This window comes from Vibrio sp. ER1A (assembly GCF_000733315.1).
Classification (GTDB): domain Bacteria; phylum Pseudomonadota; class Gammaproteobacteria; order Enterobacterales; family Vibrionaceae; genus Vibrio; species Vibrio mediterranei.
Genome location: NZ_JPJA01000092.1, coordinates 1 through 15,593 on the forward strand (window position 1 = coordinate 1; position 15,593 = coordinate 15,593).

Annotated in this window: 31 protein-coding genes; 30 read left to right on the forward strand and 1 reads right to left on the reverse strand. The window is 45.6% G+C overall.

The annotated features are described in order from the left end of the window. Positions 1-204: 204 nt before the first annotated feature. The 30 genes from HW45_RS18430 to rplQ all read left to right on the forward strand — a co-directional run bounded on the left by HW45_RS18430 (position 205) and on the right by rplQ (position 14,989). Positions 205-393, forward strand: coding sequence for a (2Fe-2S)-binding protein (locus HW45_RS18430; protein WP_038228830.1), 189 nt, complete (start codon positions 205-207; stop codon positions 391-393). An 82-nt stretch (positions 394-475) separates the two neighbouring features. Beyond that, positions 476-952 carry a bacterioferritin gene (gene bfr, locus HW45_RS18435; protein ID WP_038228832.1) on the forward strand — a complete coding sequence of 159 codons (477 nt, stop codon included), beginning with the start codon at positions 476-478 and terminating at the stop codon, positions 950-952. Positions 953-1,334: 382 nt separating this feature from the next. Continuing rightward, the gene (gene rpsJ, locus HW45_RS18440; protein ID WP_031495630.1) at positions 1,335-1,646 is read left to right on the forward strand and encodes a 30S ribosomal protein S10; all 312 of its coding nucleotides are present in this window, start codon (positions 1,335-1,337) and stop codon (positions 1,644-1,646) included. A gap of 14 nt (positions 1,647-1,660) precedes the next feature. Beyond that, positions 1,661-2,290 carry a 50S ribosomal protein L3 gene (gene rplC / locus HW45_RS18445; protein WP_006075756.1) on the forward strand — a complete coding sequence of 210 codons (630 nt, stop codon included), beginning with the start codon at positions 1,661-1,663 and terminating at the stop codon, positions 2,288-2,290. A 16-nt stretch (positions 2,291-2,306) separates the two neighbouring features. Beyond that, positions 2,307-2,909 carry a 50S ribosomal protein L4 gene (gene rplD / locus HW45_RS18450; RefSeq protein WP_038228833.1) on the forward strand — a complete coding sequence of 201 codons (603 nt, stop codon included), beginning with the start codon at positions 2,307-2,309 and terminating at the stop codon, positions 2,907-2,909. Continuing rightward, on the forward strand, positions 2,906-3,208 hold the full coding sequence (gene rplW, locus HW45_RS18455; protein ID WP_031495626.1) for a 50S ribosomal protein L23: 303 nt from the start codon (positions 2,906-2,908) through the stop codon (positions 3,206-3,208). The genes rplD and rplW overlap by 4 nt, the downstream gene beginning before the upstream one ends. 16 nt (positions 3,209-3,224) lie before the next feature. Beyond that, a complete protein-coding gene (rplB, locus tag HW45_RS18460; RefSeq protein WP_031495624.1) occupies positions 3,225-4,049 on the forward strand; it encodes a 50S ribosomal protein L2 in 825 nt (274 codons plus the stop codon). 19 nt (positions 4,050-4,068) lie between these two features. Then, the gene (rpsS, locus tag HW45_RS18465) at positions 4,069-4,347 is read left to right on the forward strand and encodes a 30S ribosomal protein S19 (protein ID WP_031495622.1); all 279 of its coding nucleotides are present in this window, start codon (positions 4,069-4,071) and stop codon (positions 4,345-4,347) included. A gap of 10 nt (positions 4,348-4,357) precedes the next feature. Then, positions 4,358-4,690 (forward strand): 50S ribosomal protein L22, encoded by a 333-nt coding sequence (gene rplV / locus HW45_RS18470; protein WP_031495620.1) that lies wholly within the window; start codon positions 4,358-4,360, stop codon positions 4,688-4,690. 16 nt (positions 4,691-4,706) lie between these two features. Further along, positions 4,707-5,405, forward strand: a complete 699-nt coding sequence (rpsC, locus tag HW45_RS18475; protein WP_006075724.1) for a 30S ribosomal protein S3 — start codon at positions 4,707-4,709, stop codon at positions 5,403-5,405. Between the two features lie 11 nt (positions 5,406-5,416). After that, positions 5,417-5,827, forward strand: a complete 411-nt coding sequence (gene rplP, locus HW45_RS18480; protein WP_006075723.1) for a 50S ribosomal protein L16 — start codon at positions 5,417-5,419, stop codon at positions 5,825-5,827. Then, the gene (rpmC, locus tag HW45_RS18485) at positions 5,827-6,018 is read left to right on the forward strand and encodes a 50S ribosomal protein L29 (protein WP_004736737.1); all 192 of its coding nucleotides are present in this window, start codon (positions 5,827-5,829) and stop codon (positions 6,016-6,018) included. Before rplP ends, rpmC begins: the two co-directional genes overlap by 1 nt. Continuing rightward, entirely contained in the window at positions 6,018-6,272 is a 255-nt protein-coding gene (gene rpsQ / locus HW45_RS18490) for a 30S ribosomal protein S17 (protein WP_006075722.1), read from the forward strand. The genes rpmC and rpsQ overlap by 1 nt, the downstream gene beginning before the upstream one ends. 159 nt (positions 6,273-6,431) lie before the next feature. Further along, entirely contained in the window at positions 6,432-6,803 is a 372-nt protein-coding gene (gene rplN, locus HW45_RS18495) for a 50S ribosomal protein L14 (RefSeq protein WP_006075569.1), read from the forward strand. Positions 6,804-6,814: 11 nt separating this feature from the next. Continuing rightward, entirely contained in the window at positions 6,815-7,132 is a 318-nt protein-coding gene (gene rplX, locus HW45_RS18500) for a 50S ribosomal protein L24 (RefSeq protein WP_006075571.1), read from the forward strand. A gap of 25 nt (positions 7,133-7,157) precedes the next feature. Next, positions 7,158-7,697 (forward strand): 50S ribosomal protein L5, encoded by a 540-nt coding sequence (rplE, locus tag HW45_RS18505; RefSeq protein WP_038228835.1) that lies wholly within the window; start codon positions 7,158-7,160, stop codon positions 7,695-7,697. 17 nt (positions 7,698-7,714) lie between these two features. Continuing rightward, entirely contained in the window at positions 7,715-8,020 is a 306-nt protein-coding gene (gene rpsN, locus HW45_RS18510) for a 30S ribosomal protein S14 (protein WP_038228838.1), read from the forward strand. A 29-nt stretch (positions 8,021-8,049) separates the two neighbouring features. Further along, positions 8,050-8,442, forward strand: coding sequence for a 30S ribosomal protein S8 (gene rpsH, locus HW45_RS18515; RefSeq protein WP_004738788.1), 393 nt, complete (start codon positions 8,050-8,052; stop codon positions 8,440-8,442). Between the two features lie 12 nt (positions 8,443-8,454). Next, positions 8,455-8,988 carry a 50S ribosomal protein L6 gene (gene rplF / locus HW45_RS18520; RefSeq protein ID WP_038228841.1) on the forward strand — a complete coding sequence of 178 codons (534 nt, stop codon included), beginning with the start codon at positions 8,455-8,457 and terminating at the stop codon, positions 8,986-8,988. 9 nt (positions 8,989-8,997) lie between these two features. After that, on the forward strand, positions 8,998-9,351 hold the full coding sequence (gene rplR / locus HW45_RS18525; RefSeq protein ID WP_038228845.1) for a 50S ribosomal protein L18: 354 nt from the start codon (positions 8,998-9,000) through the stop codon (positions 9,349-9,351). 14 nt (positions 9,352-9,365) lie between these two features. Then, a complete protein-coding gene (gene rpsE / locus HW45_RS18530) occupies positions 9,366-9,866 on the forward strand; it encodes a 30S ribosomal protein S5 (RefSeq protein WP_006075577.1) in 501 nt (166 codons plus the stop codon). Positions 9,867-9,873: 7 nt separating this feature from the next. Further along, positions 9,874-10,050, forward strand: coding sequence for a 50S ribosomal protein L30 (gene rpmD, locus HW45_RS18535; RefSeq protein WP_004410429.1), 177 nt, complete (start codon positions 9,874-9,876; stop codon positions 10,048-10,050). A gap of 5 nt (positions 10,051-10,055) precedes the next feature. Then, on the forward strand, positions 10,056-10,490 hold the full coding sequence (rplO, locus tag HW45_RS18540; RefSeq protein WP_006075578.1) for a 50S ribosomal protein L15: 435 nt from the start codon (positions 10,056-10,058) through the stop codon (positions 10,488-10,490). A gap of 20 nt (positions 10,491-10,510) precedes the next feature. After that, positions 10,511-11,845 carry a preprotein translocase subunit SecY gene (gene secY / locus HW45_RS18545; RefSeq protein WP_006075579.1) on the forward strand — a complete coding sequence of 445 codons (1,335 nt, stop codon included), beginning with the start codon at positions 10,511-10,513 and terminating at the stop codon, positions 11,843-11,845. A gap of 39 nt (positions 11,846-11,884) precedes the next feature. Further along, the gene (rpmJ, locus tag HW45_RS18550; RefSeq protein ID WP_000868186.1) at positions 11,885-11,998 is read left to right on the forward strand and encodes a 50S ribosomal protein L36; all 114 of its coding nucleotides are present in this window, start codon (positions 11,885-11,887) and stop codon (positions 11,996-11,998) included. Positions 11,999-12,146: 148 nt separating this feature from the next. Next, positions 12,147-12,503: a 30S ribosomal protein S13 gene (gene rpsM / locus HW45_RS18555; RefSeq protein WP_005450559.1), complete on the forward strand. Its 357-nt coding sequence runs from the start codon at positions 12,147-12,149 to the stop codon at positions 12,501-12,503. 18 nt (positions 12,504-12,521) lie between these two features. Next, positions 12,522-12,911, forward strand: coding sequence for a 30S ribosomal protein S11 (gene rpsK, locus HW45_RS18560; RefSeq protein WP_001118870.1), 390 nt, complete (start codon positions 12,522-12,524; stop codon positions 12,909-12,911). Between the two features lie 27 nt (positions 12,912-12,938). Continuing rightward, a complete protein-coding gene (gene rpsD, locus HW45_RS18565; RefSeq protein ID WP_038228850.1) occupies positions 12,939-13,559 on the forward strand; it encodes a 30S ribosomal protein S4 in 621 nt (206 codons plus the stop codon). A gap of 24 nt (positions 13,560-13,583) precedes the next feature. Continuing rightward, entirely contained in the window at positions 13,584-14,576 is a 993-nt protein-coding gene (locus HW45_RS18570; protein ID WP_038228852.1) for a DNA-directed RNA polymerase subunit alpha, read from the forward strand. Positions 14,577-14,602: 26 nt separating this feature from the next. After that, entirely contained in the window at positions 14,603-14,989 is a 387-nt protein-coding gene (gene rplQ / locus HW45_RS18575; protein ID WP_031493230.1) for a 50S ribosomal protein L17, read from the forward strand. A gap of 98 nt (positions 14,990-15,087) precedes the next feature. Here the strand turns inward: rplQ and HW45_RS18580 are convergent, their stop codons facing one another. Further along, complete coding sequence (locus HW45_RS18580) at positions 15,088-15,561, reverse strand: DUF2780 domain-containing protein (RefSeq protein WP_038228855.1); 474 nt, start codon at positions 15,559-15,561, stop codon at positions 15,088-15,090. Positions 15,562-15,593: the final 32 nt, after the last annotated feature.

Below are 15,593 nucleotides of genomic sequence, written 5' to 3' on the forward strand. Positions count from 1 at the left end.
TTGCTAAGATCTTCGACTAATATTTAGTTGATAATCGCAATAAACATAAAAAGAGGAGCTTAGGCTCCTCTTTTTTTTTGCTCAACTAAATGTATTTCTTGTTCAGTGGGTTAGCTGATTGCTGCCACCTCAATCCAAAATAGTACTAGTAATGCTAACAATTCTCGTTTATATTTATATCCGTGAATTGTTTAAGGTTGTATTATGTTTGTTTGTCTTTGCTACGGCATCTCTGATAAAAAACTGCGTAAGCTTGCTATCGAAGAGGGTATCAGCGATATGCGCACCATCAGAAAATGCACTTCTCTTGGCTCTCAATGTGGTAAGTGTGTGAAACAAGCTAAAGAAATCTTGAGCGAAACACAGACGCTTCAGCTTGCAAAAGTAAGCTAACCTCAAGACCTTCGTCTGGTCACTTTGACACCTCCCCAATAGGTTCTACAGTTATTAATGAGCCAAAGAGGAGGTTTTTGTCATGAAAGGCGATCCAATCATAATTCAACATCTCAACAAAATACTGGGCAATGAACTCGTTGCTATCAATCAATACTTCCTTCACGCAAGAATGTACAAAGACTGGGGGCTAAAGCATCTAGCCGATAAGGAATACCATGAATCTATCGATGAGATGAAACACGCTGATCATCTTATTGAACGTATATTATTTTTGGAAGGTCTACCCAACCTCCAGGACTTGGGGAAGCTCATGATCGGAGAAGACACCAAAGAGATGCTCGAGTGCGACCTTAAACTTGAGATGGATGCGATACCAGACTTAAAAGATGCTATTGCTTATGCAGAAGATACGCGCGATTTCGTCTCAAGAGATCTGTTCCAAGATATTCTCGAAGATGAGGAGGAGCATGTCGATTGGCTAGAGACTCAATTGGGACTAATTGAAAAAGTCGGTATAGAAAACTACTTACAAGCACAGTTCGTCGACGAAGAATAATCAGGCTAAATGGTTTCCAAGGGCTTAAGCAACCAGCTTGAGCCCTTTTTAAATGACATTTCTGATTAATTTTCCCTCACCCCTTGCATACCTTTTTGTGATCTGTATAATGCGTCGCACTGGTTAAGCCAGTTGTGAACCAATGAGCAAAGAGGAGTAAGTGAATTACCTCGGTAAATCACTTAGTAACGTAGACTCAGCTTATGTTCGCAGTTAATACAATTAACCCGCTATCATTGATAGTAGGCTAATCGAAAATTAGCTGACAATGCGCTCAATTAGAGTGCTACGGTTTCACATAAATCAATCGGCATTCTCTCGCCTTCGCGAGTATGAGTGGCGATATTGTTTGTGTAATAATTAATTATTGGAGCTCTGTCTCATGCAGAACCAACGTATTCGTATCCGCCTAAAGGCTTTCGATTATAAACTAATCGACCAGTCTACTGCGGAAATCGTTGAAACAGCTAAGCGTACCGGCGCACAGGTTCGTGGTCCAATTCCACTACCTACTCGTAAAGAGCGTTTCACTGTTCTTATCTCTCCACACGTCAACAAAGATGCACGTGACCAGTACGAAATCCGTACTCACAAGCGTTTGATCGACATCGTTGAGCCAACAGACAAAACTGTTGACGCTCTAATGCGTCTTGATCTTGCTGCTGGCGTTGATGTTCAAATCAGCCTAGGTTAAGGGAGATTAGAAGAATGATTGGTCTAGTCGGACGTAAAGTGGGTATGACCCGCATTTTTACCGAAGAAGGCGTTTCTATCCCTGTAACAGTTGTTGAGGTTGAAGCGAACCGTGTAACTCAAGTACGTACACTTGATACTGACGGTTATGCAGCAATCCAGGTAACTGCAGGCGAAAAGAAAGCTAGCCGTGTTTCTAAGCCAGAAGCTGGCCACTTTGCGAAAGCAGGTGTTGAAGCAGGTCGCGGTCTTTGGGAATTCCGTTTGGAAAACGGTGAAGAGTTTGAAGTTGGCGCTGAGCTAAACGTAGAACTTTTCAACGACGTAAAAAAAGTAGACGTTACTGGCACATCTAAGGGTAAAGGTTTCCAAGGCGCTGTTAAGCGTTGGAACTTCGCTACTCAAGATATGACACACGGTAACTCATTGTCTCACCGTGCTCCGGGTTCAATTGGTCAATGCCAAACTCCAGGTCGCGTATTTAAAGGCAAGAAAATGGCAGGTCACATGGGTGCTGAGCGTGTAACGACTCAAAACCTAGAGATCGTACGTGTTGACGCTGAGCGCAATCTGCTTCTTATTAAAGGTGCAGTCCCAGGCGCAACTGGCGGCAACGTGATCGTAAAACCAGCTATTAAAGCTTAACGTCTAGGAGTAAGTAATGGAATTGATGGTTAAAGGTGCTGATGCACTAACTGTTTCCGAGACTACTTTCGGACGTGACTTCAACGAAGCTCTTGTACACCAAGTAGTTGTTGCTTTTGCAGCAGGTGCTCGTCAAGGTACTCGTGCTCAAAAGACTCGTTCTGAAGTATCTGGCGGTGGCGCTAAGCCATGGCGTCAAAAAGGTACTGGCCGTGCTCGTGCTGGTACAATTCGTAGCCCTATCTGGCGTACAGGTGGTGTTACTTTTGCTGCGAAACCACAAGATCACAGCCAAAAAGTAAACAAAAAAATGTACCGCGGTGCTATGAAGAGCATTCTTTCTGAGCTAGTTCGTCAAGAGCGTTTAATCGTTGTTGATAACTTCTCTGTAGAAGCTCCAAAAACCAAAGAGCTTGTAGCTAAGCTAAAAGAGCTTGAGCTAACAGATGCGCTTATCGTGACTAGCGAAGTAGATGAGAATCTATTCCTAGCTGCTCGTAACCTATACAAAGTTGACGCACGTGACGTTGCTGGTATCGACCCAGTTTCACTAATCGCGTTCGACAAAGTTGTAATTACTGCAGAAGCAGTTAAGCAAGTTGAGGAGATGCTAGCATGATCACTGAAGAGCGTATCCTAAAAGTTCTACGTGCTCCTCATATCTCTGAGAAAGCAACTATGGCAGCAGAGAAAGCGAACACTATCGTTTTCAAAGTAGCTAAAGATGCAACTAAGAAAGAGATCAAAGCAGCTGTAGAAAAGCTATTTGAAGTTGAAGTTAAGTCTGTAAATACTCTTATTCTTAAGGGTAAGACTAAACGTCAAGGTCTACGTCAAGGTCGCCGCAGCGACGTTAAGAAGGCGTATGTGACTCTGGCGGAAGGTCAAGATCTTGACTTCGTTGGCGGTGCGGAATAACAGGAGTAGTTAAACAATGGCTATTGTTAAATGTAAGCCGACTTCCCCTGGTCGTCGTCACGTAGTTAAAGTTGTTAACGCTGACCTACACAAAGGTAAGCCTTACGCTCCACTTCTAGAGAAAAACTCTAAGAACGGTGGTCGTAACAACAACGGTCGTATCACAGTACGTCACATCGGTGGTGGTCACAAGCATCACTATCGTTTGATTGATTTCAAACGTACTAAAGATGGCATCCCAGCGAAAGTTGAGCGCCTAGAATACGATCCAAACCGTAGCGCAAACATCGCTCTAGTTCTGTACGCAGACGGTGAGCGTCGCTACATCATTGCACCAAAAGGCATCCAAGCGGGTGACTCTATCCAGTCTGGTGTTGATGCGCCTATCAAAGCAGGTAACACTCTGCCGATGCGCAACATCCCAGTAGGTTCTACAGTACACTGTGTTGAACTGAAACCTGGTAAAGGTGCACAAATTGCTCGTTCTGCAGGTGCATACGCACAAATCATCGCTCGCGATGGTGCATATGTAACTCTACGCCTACGTTCTGGCGAAATGCGCAAAGTACTATCTGAAGGCCGTGCAACAATCGGTGAAGTAGGTAATGCTGAGCACATGCTACGCGAACTAGGTAAAGCTGGTGCTAGCCGCTGGCGCGGTGTTCGTCCAACCGTTCGCGGTGTGGTAATGAACCCGGTAGACCACCCACACGGTGGTGGTGAAGGTCGTACTTCTGGTGGCCGTCACCCAGTATCTCCTTGGGGTCAGCCAACTAAAGGCTTTAAGACTCGTAAGAACAAGCGCACTGACAAGTACATCGTACGTCGTCGTAACAAGTAATCTATAAAGAGGAATCGCCATGCCACGTTCTCTCAAGAAAGGTCCATTTATTGACCTACACTTGCTGAAGAAGGTAGAGAAAGCGGTGGAAAGCGGAGACAAAAAGCCTGTTAAGACTTGGTCCCGTCGTTCAATGATCATTCCATCAATGATTGGTTTGACCATCGCTGTCCATAATGGTCGTCAGCACGTACCAGTATTCGTAACCGAAGAAATGATCGGTCACAAGCTGGGCGAATTTGCACCAACTCGCACTTATCGCGGCCACGCTGCTGATAAGAAAGCTAAGAAGAAATAAGGAGTAGATGATGGAAGCTATCGCTAAACATAACTTTGCTCGTATTTCTCCACAGAAAGCTCGCTTAGTTGCAGACCAAATCCGCGGTAAAAACGTGGATCAAGCTCTTGAACTACTAACTTTCAGCAACAAAAAAGCTGCTGTACTAGTTAAGAAAGTTCTTGAATCAGCAATCGCGAATGCGGAACACAACGAAGGTGCAGATATCGACGATCTATCAGTCGCTAAAATCTTCGTAGATGAAGGCCCAATCATGAAGCGTATTATGCCTCGTGCAAAAGGCCGTGCGGACCGTATCTTGAAGCGTTCTTGCCACATCACTGTTGTTGTTGCAGACGCTTAAGACTAGGAGATAAGCAATGGGTCAGAAAGTACATCCTAATGGTATTCGTCTTGGCATCGTTAAGCCTTGGAATGCTACATGGTTTGCTAACACCAAAGAATTCGCTGACAACCTAGACGGCGACTTCAAGGTACGTCAGTTCCTTACTAAGGAACTAGCAAAAGCGTCTCTTTCACGCATCGTTATCGAGCGTCCAGCTAAGAGCATCCGTGTGACTATCCACACTGCTCGTCCTGGCGTTGTTATCGGTAAGAAAGGCGAAGACGTTGAGAAGCTACGCACAGCTGTAGCTAAAATCGCAGGTGTACCAGCGCAAATTAACATCGCTGAAGTACGTAAGCCTGAGCTAGACGGCCAACTTGTGGCTGATAGCATCGCGTCTCAACTTGAGCGTCGTGTTATGTTCCGTCGTGCTATGAAGCGTGCGGTACAAAATGCTATGCGTCTTGGCGCTAAAGGTATCAAAGTGGAAGTAAGCGGTCGTCTAGGCGGCGCTGAAATCGCACGTTCTGAGTGGTACCGTGAAGGCCGTGTGCCTCTACACACTCTACGTGCTGACATTGATTACGCAACTTCTTCGGCTCACACTCAATACGGTGTGATCGGCATTAAAGTTTGGATCTTCAAAGGTGAGATTCTAGGCGGTATGCCAGCAGCTAACGCTGTAGAGCCAAAAGGCGATAAGCCTAAGAAGCAGCGCAAAGGCCGTAAGTAAGGAGTCGACAGATGCTACAACCTAAACGTACTAAGTTCCGTAAGGTTCAGACTGGTCGCAACCGTGGTCTAGCTAAAGGTACAGACGTAAGCTTCGGCACATTCGGTCTTAAGGCTGTTGGTCGTGGTCGTCTTACTGCTCGTCAGATCGAAGCGGCTCGTCGTGCAATGACGCGTCACGTTAAGCGTCAAGGTAAAATCTGGATTCGTGTATTCCCAGACAAGCCTATCACAGAAAAACCACTAGAAGTTCGTCAAGGTAAGGGTAAAGGTAACGTTGAGTACTGGGTAGCCCAAATCCAACCTGGTAAGGTTATGTACGAAATGGACGGTGTACCTGAAGAGTTGGCACGTGAAGCGTTCCGCCTAGCGGCTCGCAAACTGCCGTTCAAAACTACATTTGTAACTAAGCAGGTGATGTGATGAAAGCACAAGATCTACGCGAAAAAAACGTTGAAGAGCTTAACGCTGAGCTTTTGAATTTGCTACGCGAACAGTTCAACTTGCGCATGCAAGCTGCAACTGGTCAGCTACAGCAAACTCATACTCTGAAAGCTGTACGCCGTGATATCGCACGTGTGAAAACTGTTTTGACTGAGAAGGCAGGCGCATAATGAGCGAACAAATCCGTACTCAACAAGGTCGTGTAATTAGCAACAAAGGCGACAAGTCTATTGTTGTTGCAATCGAACGCATGGTTAAACACCCAATTTACGGTAAATTCGTAAAGCGTACGACTAAACTACACGCACATGACGAAAACAACGAGTGTGGCATTGGCGACACAGTTGAAGTTCGTGAGTGCCGTCCACTGTCTAAGATGAAGTCTTGGACTTTGGTTAGCATTGTAGAAAAAGCGAAGATTTAATCGTTTTTTTTATGAAAATCAAGCGGCTCCAAATTTTTTTTGGGGCCGCTTATTTTTTGTCTACCCAATCACAAAAAAGGGTGGTACAATTCGCGTCCCTTTAAAGAGGCAGCCCGACCCGAGAGGGTCTAGTTTTTAATATTTAGCGGAGCACTAACAATGATCCAAATGCAAAGTACACTTGACGCTGCAGATAACTCTGGCGCGCGCAAGGTAATGTGTATTAAGGTTCTGGGTGGCTCACACCGTCGTTATGCACACATCGGCGACATCATCAAAGTTACTGTGAAAGAAGCAATTCCTCGCGGTAAAGTTAAAAAAGGTGATGTTCTGAAGGCGGTAGTTGTTCGCACCCGTAAAGGCGTTCGTCGTCCAGACGGTTCTGTCATTCGCTTCGACCGTAATGCTTGTGTATTGTTAAACGACACTACTGAGCAACCAGTCGGCACACGTATCTTTGGTCCTGTGACTCGTGAACTTCGTAACGCGAAATTCATGAAAATTGTGTCACTAGCACCTGAAGTTCTGTAAGGAGCGTCAACATGGCAGCTAAAATCCGTCGTAATGACGAAGTAATCGTTCTTGCTGGTAAAGATAAAGGCAAGAAAGGTAAAGTAACTAAGGTTCTAGCAACCGGTAAAGTTATCGTTGAAGGTATCAACCTTGTTAAGAAGCACCAGAAGCCTGTACCGGCTCTTGGTCAACAAGGTGGCATCGTTGAACAAGAAGCAGCTATTGATGCTTCTAACGTTGCAGTCTTTAACGCGGCTACTGGTAAAGCTGACCGCATCGGTTTCCGTATCGAAGATGGCAAGAAAGTTCGTTTCTTCAAGTCTAACGGCGAAACTGTTTCTAACTAATTAGAAAGTAATTTGGAGTTCTACTATGGCGAAACTGCATGATTACTACAAGTCGTCTGTAGTTGCTGAATTGACCAAACAATTCAACTACTCAAGCGTCATGCAAGTCCCTAGGATTGAGAAAATCACCCTAAACATGGGCGTTGGTGAAGCAATCAACGATAAGAAACTGCTAGAAAACGCAGCATCTGATATGGCAACGATCTCTGGTCAAAAGCCACTTATCACTAAAGCGCGTAAATCTGTTGCAGGTTTCAAAATTCGTGAAGGCTACCCAATTGGTTGTAAAGTAACCTTGCGTGGCGAACGTATGTGGGAATTTTTAGAGCGTTTAATCTCTATCGCACTTCCACGTGTACGTGACTTCCGTGGCGTTAGCGCTAAGTCTTTTGACGGACGCGGTAACTACAGCATGGGCGTTCGCGAGCAAATCATCTTCCCGGAAATCGACTACGATAAAGTAGACCGTGTTCGCGGCCTAGACATCACTATTACGACGTCTGCTGCAAACGATGAGGAAGGCCGAGCTCTGCTGGCTGCCTTTAACTTCCCATTCCGTAAGTAAGGTGAAGGGTTACTGTTATGGCTAAACAATCAATGAAAGCGCGCGAAGTAAAACGCGCGAAGCTAGTAGCTAAATTTGCTGAAAAGCGTTCAGCTCTTAAAGCTATCATTAGCGATGTAAACGCATCTGAAGAAGATCGTTGGAATGCGGTTCTTAAACTGCAGTCTCTTCCACGTGATTCAAGTGCTTCACGTCAGCGCAACCGTTGCAACCAAACTGGTCGTCCACACGGTTACCTACGTAAGTTCGGTCTAAGCCGTATCAAAGTTCGCGAAGCTTGCATGAAAGGCGAGATTCCTGGACTTCGTAAGGCTAGCTGGTAATTGCCACTTAATCATTTGGAGTAAATCTTATGAGCATGCAAGATCCGATTTCGGATATGCTGACCCGCGTTCGTAACGGTCAGGCAGCAAACAAAGTTGCTGTAAAAATGCCTTCTTCAAAGCTTAAAGTTGCAATTGCTGCACTACTGAAAGCTGAAGGCTACATCGTTGACTTCGCTGTTGAAGGCGAAGCAAAACCAGAGCTAGAAGTTACACTTAAGTACTTCCAAGCAAAACCTGTAATTGAGCAAATCAAACGTGTTTCACGTCCTGGTCTGCGCGTCTATAAAAACAAAGACTCGCTACCAACTGTGATGGGCGGTTTGGGTATTGCTGTTGTTTCTACTTCCAAGGGTCTGATGTCAGACCGCGCTGCGCGTAAAGCAGGTCTTGGCGGTGAAATCATCTGTTACGTAGCTTAATAGGAGTAGATTATGTCTCGTGTTGCTAAGGCACCTGTCGCTATTCCAGCTGGCGTAGAGGTGAAACTTGACGGTCAAGAAATTACCGTTAAAGGCGCTAAAGGCGAACTAACTCGCGTTCTAAACAACGCTGTAGTTATTGCGCAAGAAGAGAACAACCTTACTTTCGGTCCACGCGACGGTGTTGCTAACGCATGGGCACAAGCAGGTACTGCTCGTGCACTAGTAAACAACATGGTTGTTGGTGTTACTGAAGGCTTTACTAAGAAGCTAACTCTTAAAGGTGTAGGTTACCGTGCTGCTATCAAAGGCAACGCTGTAGGTCTAACACTAGGCTTCTCTCACCCAGTTGAGCACGAGTTGCCAGCGGGTATTAAAGCTGAATGTCCAAGCCAAACTGAAATCGTGATCACTGGTTGTGACAAGCAACTTGTTGGTCAAGTAGCGGCTGACATTCGTTCTTACCGTGAGCCTGAGCCTTATAAAGGTAAAGGTGTTCGTTACGCAGATGAAAATGTGCGTACTAAAGAAGCTAAGAAGAAGTAAGGTAACACTATGGATAAGAAAGCATCTCGCATCCGTCGTGCTACACGTGCACGTCGTAAGATTGCAGAACTGGGTGCAACTCGCCTAGTAGTACACCGTACTCCTCGTCACGTTTACGCTCAAGTAATCGCAGCGAACGGCTCTGAAGTAATCGCAGCCGCTTCTACGGTAGAAAAAGCAATTCGTGAAGAAGTTAAGAGTACTGGTAACATCGATGCAGCTAAAGCAGTAGGTAAAGCTGTTGCTGAGCGCGCGCTTGAGAAAGGCGTATCTGCTGTTGCATTCGATCGTTCTGGTTTCCAATACCACGGTCGAGTAGCGGCGCTAGCAGAATCTGCTCGCGAAGCTGGTCTGAAATTCTAAGGTAGGGTTGGAAGATGGCTAAAGAACAACAACAAGCTAGTGATTTGCAAGAAAAGCTAATCGCAGTTAACCGTGTTTCTAAGACGGTTAAAGGTGGTCGAATCATGAGCTTCACTGCACTAACAGTAGTTGGTGACGGTAACGGTCGTGTAGGTTTCGGTTACGGTAAAGCCCGTGAAGTACCTGCTGCGATTCAAAAAGCAATGGAAAAAGCGCGTCGTAACATGGTTACTGTAGCGCTTAACGAAGGCACTCTTCACCACCCGGTGAAAGGTCGCCACTCTGGCTCTAAAGTTTACATGCAGCCAGCAGCAGAAGGTACGGGTGTTATCGCAGGTGGTGCGATGCGTGCAGTACTAGAAGTTGCAGGTGTACACAACGTACTATCTAAAGCATACGGTTCTACGAACCCTATCAACATCGTTCGTGCAACGATCGACGCTCTAGACAGCATGAAGTCACCAGAAATGGTTGCTGCTAAACGTGGTCTAACTGTTGAAGCTATTTCGGAGTAAGAACACCATGGCAACTATCAAAGTAACTCAAACTAAGAGCTCAATTGGTCGCCTACCTAAGCACAAAGCGTGTCTAAAGGGTCTTGGCCTTCGTAAAATCAACCACACAGTAGAACTTGAAGATACTCCGTGCGTACGCGGTATGATCAACAAGGTTTACTACATGGTTAAAGTTGAGGAGTAATCAGAATGCGTTTGAATACTCTATCACCGGCTGCGGGTTCTAAGCCTTCTAAGAAGCGCGTAGGTCGTGGTATCGGTTCTGGCCTAGGTAAAACTGGTGGCCGTGGTCACAAAGGCCAAAAATCACGCTCTGGCGGCAGTGTTCGTCCAGGCTTCGAAGGCGGTCAAATGCCTTTGAAACAGCGTCTACCTAAATTCGGTTTCACTTCTCGTAAGAGCCTAGTGTCTGCTGAAGTTCGTCTAGCTGAGCTAGCGAAAGTAACTGGTGATGTTGTTGACCTAAACAGCCTTAAAGCAGCTAACGTTATCACTAAGAACATCGAATTTGTAAAAGTTGTTCTTTCAGGTGAAATCAACAAAGCTGTGACTGTTAAAGGTCTACGCGTGACTAAAGGCGCTAAAGCTGCAATCGAAGCTGCAGGCGGTAAAATCGAGGATTAATCTCGAGGGACGAGGTACAGATGGCTAAGAAACCAGGACAAGATTTTAGTAGTGCTAAGAGCGGCTTAAACGAACTCAAGTCGCGCCTTTTATTTGTAATTGGTGCACTTTTAGTGTTCCGCGCTGGCTCTTTTGTGCCGATTCCTGGTATTGACGCGGCTGTACTTGCCGATTTGTTCGAACAGCAAAAAGGTACCATCGTAGAAATGTTTAACATGTTCTCCGGTGGTGCATTAGAGCGTGCATCTATTTTAGCACTGGGCATCATGCCGTATATTTCGGCTTCGATTGTTGTCCAGTTGCTAACTGTAGTTCATCCAGCGTTAGCCGAGCTCAAGAAAGAGGGTGAGGCGGGGCGTCGTAAGATTAGCCAATATACGCGTTATGGTACGCTTGTACTTGCAACATTCCAGGCAATAGGTATCGCAACTGGCCTTCCAAACATGGTCAATAATCTGGTTGTTATCAACCAAACCATGTTTACGCTAATTGCTACCGTAAGTTTAGTAACTGGTACCATGTTCTTAATGTGGTTAGGTGAACAAATTACAGAGCGTGGAATCGGTAATGGTATTTCCATTCTGATCTTTGCAGGTATTGTTGCTGGATTGCCTTCGGCAATCGGTCAAACAATCGAGCAAGCGCGTCAAGGTGAACTGCACGTACTTCTTCTGCTGTTGATTGCTGTACTTGCTTTCGCAGTTATTTACTTTGTGGTCTTTATGGAGCGTGGTCAACGTCGTATCGTCGTTAACTATGCAAAACGCCAACAAGGCCGTAAAGTGTTTGCTGCACAAAGCACGCACCTACCGTTGAAAATCAACATGGCAGGTGTTATTCCAGCAATCTTTGCATCAAGTATTATCCTGTTCCCAGGAACATTGGCTCAGTGGTTTGGCCAAAATGGTGAGAGCAGCGCGTTCGGTTGGTTAACTGACGTGTCATTGGCTCTTAGCCCAGGTCAACCGTTGTATGTAATGCTTTATGCTGCAGCGATTATATTCTTCTGTTTCTTCTACACGGCGTTGGTATTCAACCCGCGTGAAACAGCAGATAACTTGAAGAAGTCTGGTGCGTTCGTACCCGGCATCCGCCCAGGTGAGCAGACAGCTAAGTATATTGATAAAGTAATGACTAGACTTACCCTTGCAGGTGCTCTATATATTACCTTTATCTGTCTGATTCCCGAGTTCATGATGGTCGCGTGGAACGTTCGTTTCTACTTCGGCGGTACTTCACTACTAATCGTAGTGGTAGTAATTATGGACTTTATGGCACAGGTACAGACTCATCTGATGTCACAACAGTATGATTCTGTGTTGAAAAAAGCAAATCTGAAAGGTTACGGCCGTTAATTCGGCGGTAGTCTCAGATTTCATTTACGGAGTTTAGCAATGAAAGTTCGTGCTTCCGTTAAAAAAATCTGCCGTAACTGCAAAGTTATCAAGCGCAACGGTGTTGTGCGTGTTATTTGCAGTGAGCCAAAGCACAAACAGCGCCAAGGCTAATTAAGCAGAAATTTTTACTTGAAATTAAAGGTATGGTCGAGTATATTCCTCGGCCTACCTTTTGCGTGCAAAAGAAGTAGCACTCCGCAGCGTATCCATAACGGGCTTTGCTGCGGCTATTCTTTTTAAGAAACACTAGGAGTGAATAATGGCCCGTATAGCAGGCATTAACATTCCTGATCAAAAACACGCTGTAATCGCACTAACTGCGATCTACGGCATCGGTAAAACTCGCTCTCAAGCTATCCTAGCTGAAGTGGGTATTGCTGAAGATGTTAAGATCAGTGAACTAACTGAAGAGCAGATCGATCAACTGCGTGATGGTGTAGCTAAGTACACTGTAGAAGGTGATCTACGTCGTGAAGTATCAATGAACATCAAGCGTCTTATGGACCTTGGCTGTTACCGTGGTCTTCGTCATCGTCGCAGTCTACCACTACGTGGACAGCGTACTAAAACCAACGCTCGCACCCGTAAGGGTCCGCGTAAGCCGATCAAGAAATAATCGGGAAGGTAGAGTACAATGGCTAAACAACCAACTCGCGCTCGTAAGCGCGTACGCAAGCAAGTTGCAGATGGCGTTGCGCACATCCATGCTTCTTTCAATAACACAATCGTAACTATCACTGACCGTCAAGGTAACGCTCTAGCATGGGCTACTGCAGGTGGTTCAGGTTTCCGCGGTTCTCGTAAGTCTACTCCGTTCGCTGCACAGGTTGCTGCTGAGCGTTGTGCTGAAATGGCTAAAGAATACGGTCTTAAGAACTTGGAAGTTATGGTTAAGGGTCCAGGTCCAGGTCGTGAATCTACTGTTCGCGCACTGAACGCTGCTGGTTTCCGCATCACGAACATCGTTGACGCGACACCAATCCCTCATAACGGTTGTCGTCCACCTAAGAAACGTCGCGTATAACGTTTCTAGGATAATTGGAGAAGAATCATGGCAAGATATTTGGGTCCTAAGCTGAAGCTTAGCCGTCGCGAAGGTACTGACTTATTCCTTAAGTCTGGTGTACGCGCGATCGATACCAAGTGTAAAATTGATAACGCACCAGGTGTACACGGCGCTCGTCGCGGTCGTCTATCTGAGTATGGCGTTCAGCTTCGTGAGAAGCAAAAAGTTCGTCGTATCTACGGCGTTCTAGAAAAACAATTCCGTAACTACTACAAAGAAGCAGCTCGCCTTAAAGGCAACACTGGTGAAAACCTACTTCAGCTTCTTGAAGGTCGTCTAGATAACGTAGTTTACCGCATGGGCTTTGGCGCAACTCGCGCAGAAGCACGTCAGCTAGTTAGCCACAAAGCTATCCTAGTTAACGGTAAAGTTGTAAACGTTCCTTCTTTCAAAGTTGCGGCTAACGACGTTGTTTCTATCCGCGAGAAAGCTAAACAGCAAGCTCGTATTAAAGCGGCTCTAGAAGTTGCTGAACAACGTGAAAAACCAACTTGGATTGAAGTAGATGCTGGCAAGATGGAAGGTACATTCAAGCGTATGCCAGAGCGTTCAGATCTACCTGCTGACATTAACGAACACTTGATCGTCGAGCTTTACTCTAAGTAAGGTTTAAACTAAAGAGAGGACACAATGCAGGGTTCTGTAACAGAATTTCTTAAGCCACGTCTTGTTGACATCGAACAGATCAGCACGACACACGCAAAAGTAACTCTTGAGCCATTAGAGCGTGGCTTTGGTCACACTCTAGGTAATGCACTTCGCCGTATTTTACTTTCGTCTATGCCAGGTTGTGCAGTGACAGAAGTTGAAATCGAAGGCGTTCTGCACGAGTACAGCACTAAAGAAGGCGTTCAAGAGGATATCCTTGAGATACTTCTAAACTTGAAAGGCCTAGCTGTTCGCGTTGCTGAAGGCAAAGATGAAGTGTTTATTACACTGAACAAATCAGGCTCAGGCCCTGTTGTTGCAGGTGACATCACCCATGATGGTGATGTAGAGATCGCTAACCCAGAGCACGTTATTTGTCACCTAACGGATGACAACGCTGAGATTTCTATGCGAATCAAAGTTGAACGTGGTCGTGGTTACGTTCCAGCTTCAGCTCGTATCCATACTGAAGAAGATGAGCGTCCAATCGGTCGTTTGCTTGTTGACGCAACTTACAGCCCAGTAGACAAAATTGCCTACGCTGTAGAAGCGGCACGTGTTGAGCAGCGTACTGACTTAGACAAGCTTGTTATCGATATGGAAACGAACGGTACTCTAGAACCTGAGGAGGCTATCCGTCGCGCAGCTACTATCCTAGCTGAGCAATTGGATGCATTCGTAGATCTTCGTGATGTACGTGTTCCTGAGGAGAAGGAAGAGAAGCCGGAGTTCGATCCTATTCTACTGCGTCCTGTAGACGATCTTGAACTAACAGTTCGCTCTGCTAACTGTCTAAAAGCAGAAGCGATTCACTACATCGGTGATCTTGTACAGCGTACTGAGGTTGAGCTACTTAAAACGCCAAACCTTGGTAAAAAATCTCTTACTGAGATTAAAGACGTACTTGCATCACGTGGTCTTTCTCTGGGTATGCGCCTAGAAAATTGGCCACCAGCGTCTATCGCTGAAGATTAATCGATACTAGTTAGAAGGATTAGGTCATGCGCCATCGTAAGAGTGGTCGTCAACTCAACCGCAACAGCAGCCATCGCAAAGCGATGTTCAGCAATATGGCTAGCTCTCTTGTACGTCATGAAGTAATCAAGACTACATTGCCTAAAGCAAAAGAGCTACGTCGCGTAGTTGAGCCTTTGATTACACTAGCTAAGACTGACAGTGTTGCTAACCGTCGTCTAGCATTTGCACGTACTCGTGATAACGAAGTAGTTGCGAAACTATTCAACGAACTAGGTCCACGTTTTGCTGCTCGTCAGGGCGGTTACACTCGTATCCTAAAAGCTGGCTTCCGTGCTGGTGATAAAGCTCCAATGGCTTACATTGAGCTTGTAGATCGCCCAGAAGCATCTGAAGAAGCTGCTGCTGAGTAATCAGTAGGTTCGTAAGAACTGAAAAGCCGAGCATTTATGCTCGGCTTTTTTGTATCTATAGAATTTGCTATCGATAGAACATAGCGTAGCAATGTTGACTATTGCTGCCATAAGCTACCCAACGAGTTCATTAAGCCACTGCTCGCGCCCTGTGTACCCAGATAATCCAAAATCACAGGTGTGAACTGGGAGATCAAAGCTGGGTCCAATCCTACTGATGCAAAGGCATTTTTAACACTTTCCATATTCTCTACGGAACTGAACAAACTACTATTTGTGAGTGAACTTAGCCCTGGAATTAGTGAATTCAATTCACTCCCTTGTCCTGAGCCCAACTGATTTTTAGCTAGAGAAAGCAGCGCACCAGTGCCTGTTGCTGCCTGTTGTGGTGAAATCGACAGCTCTTTAACTAAGTTGTCGACAACTGGTGAGTTAGTTTGAGCCAATTGAGAGGCGCTATTTAATAGACTACTCGCAGAGTCAGAACTAACGCCAGATATATCGAATTCGGCGTAGCTATTGAATGAGAAGGTGGTAGTTATCGCTAAGGTTAAAATCACACTTTTAGTCATGCTTTGTCCTATTAATTATTGATAGTTAAAGC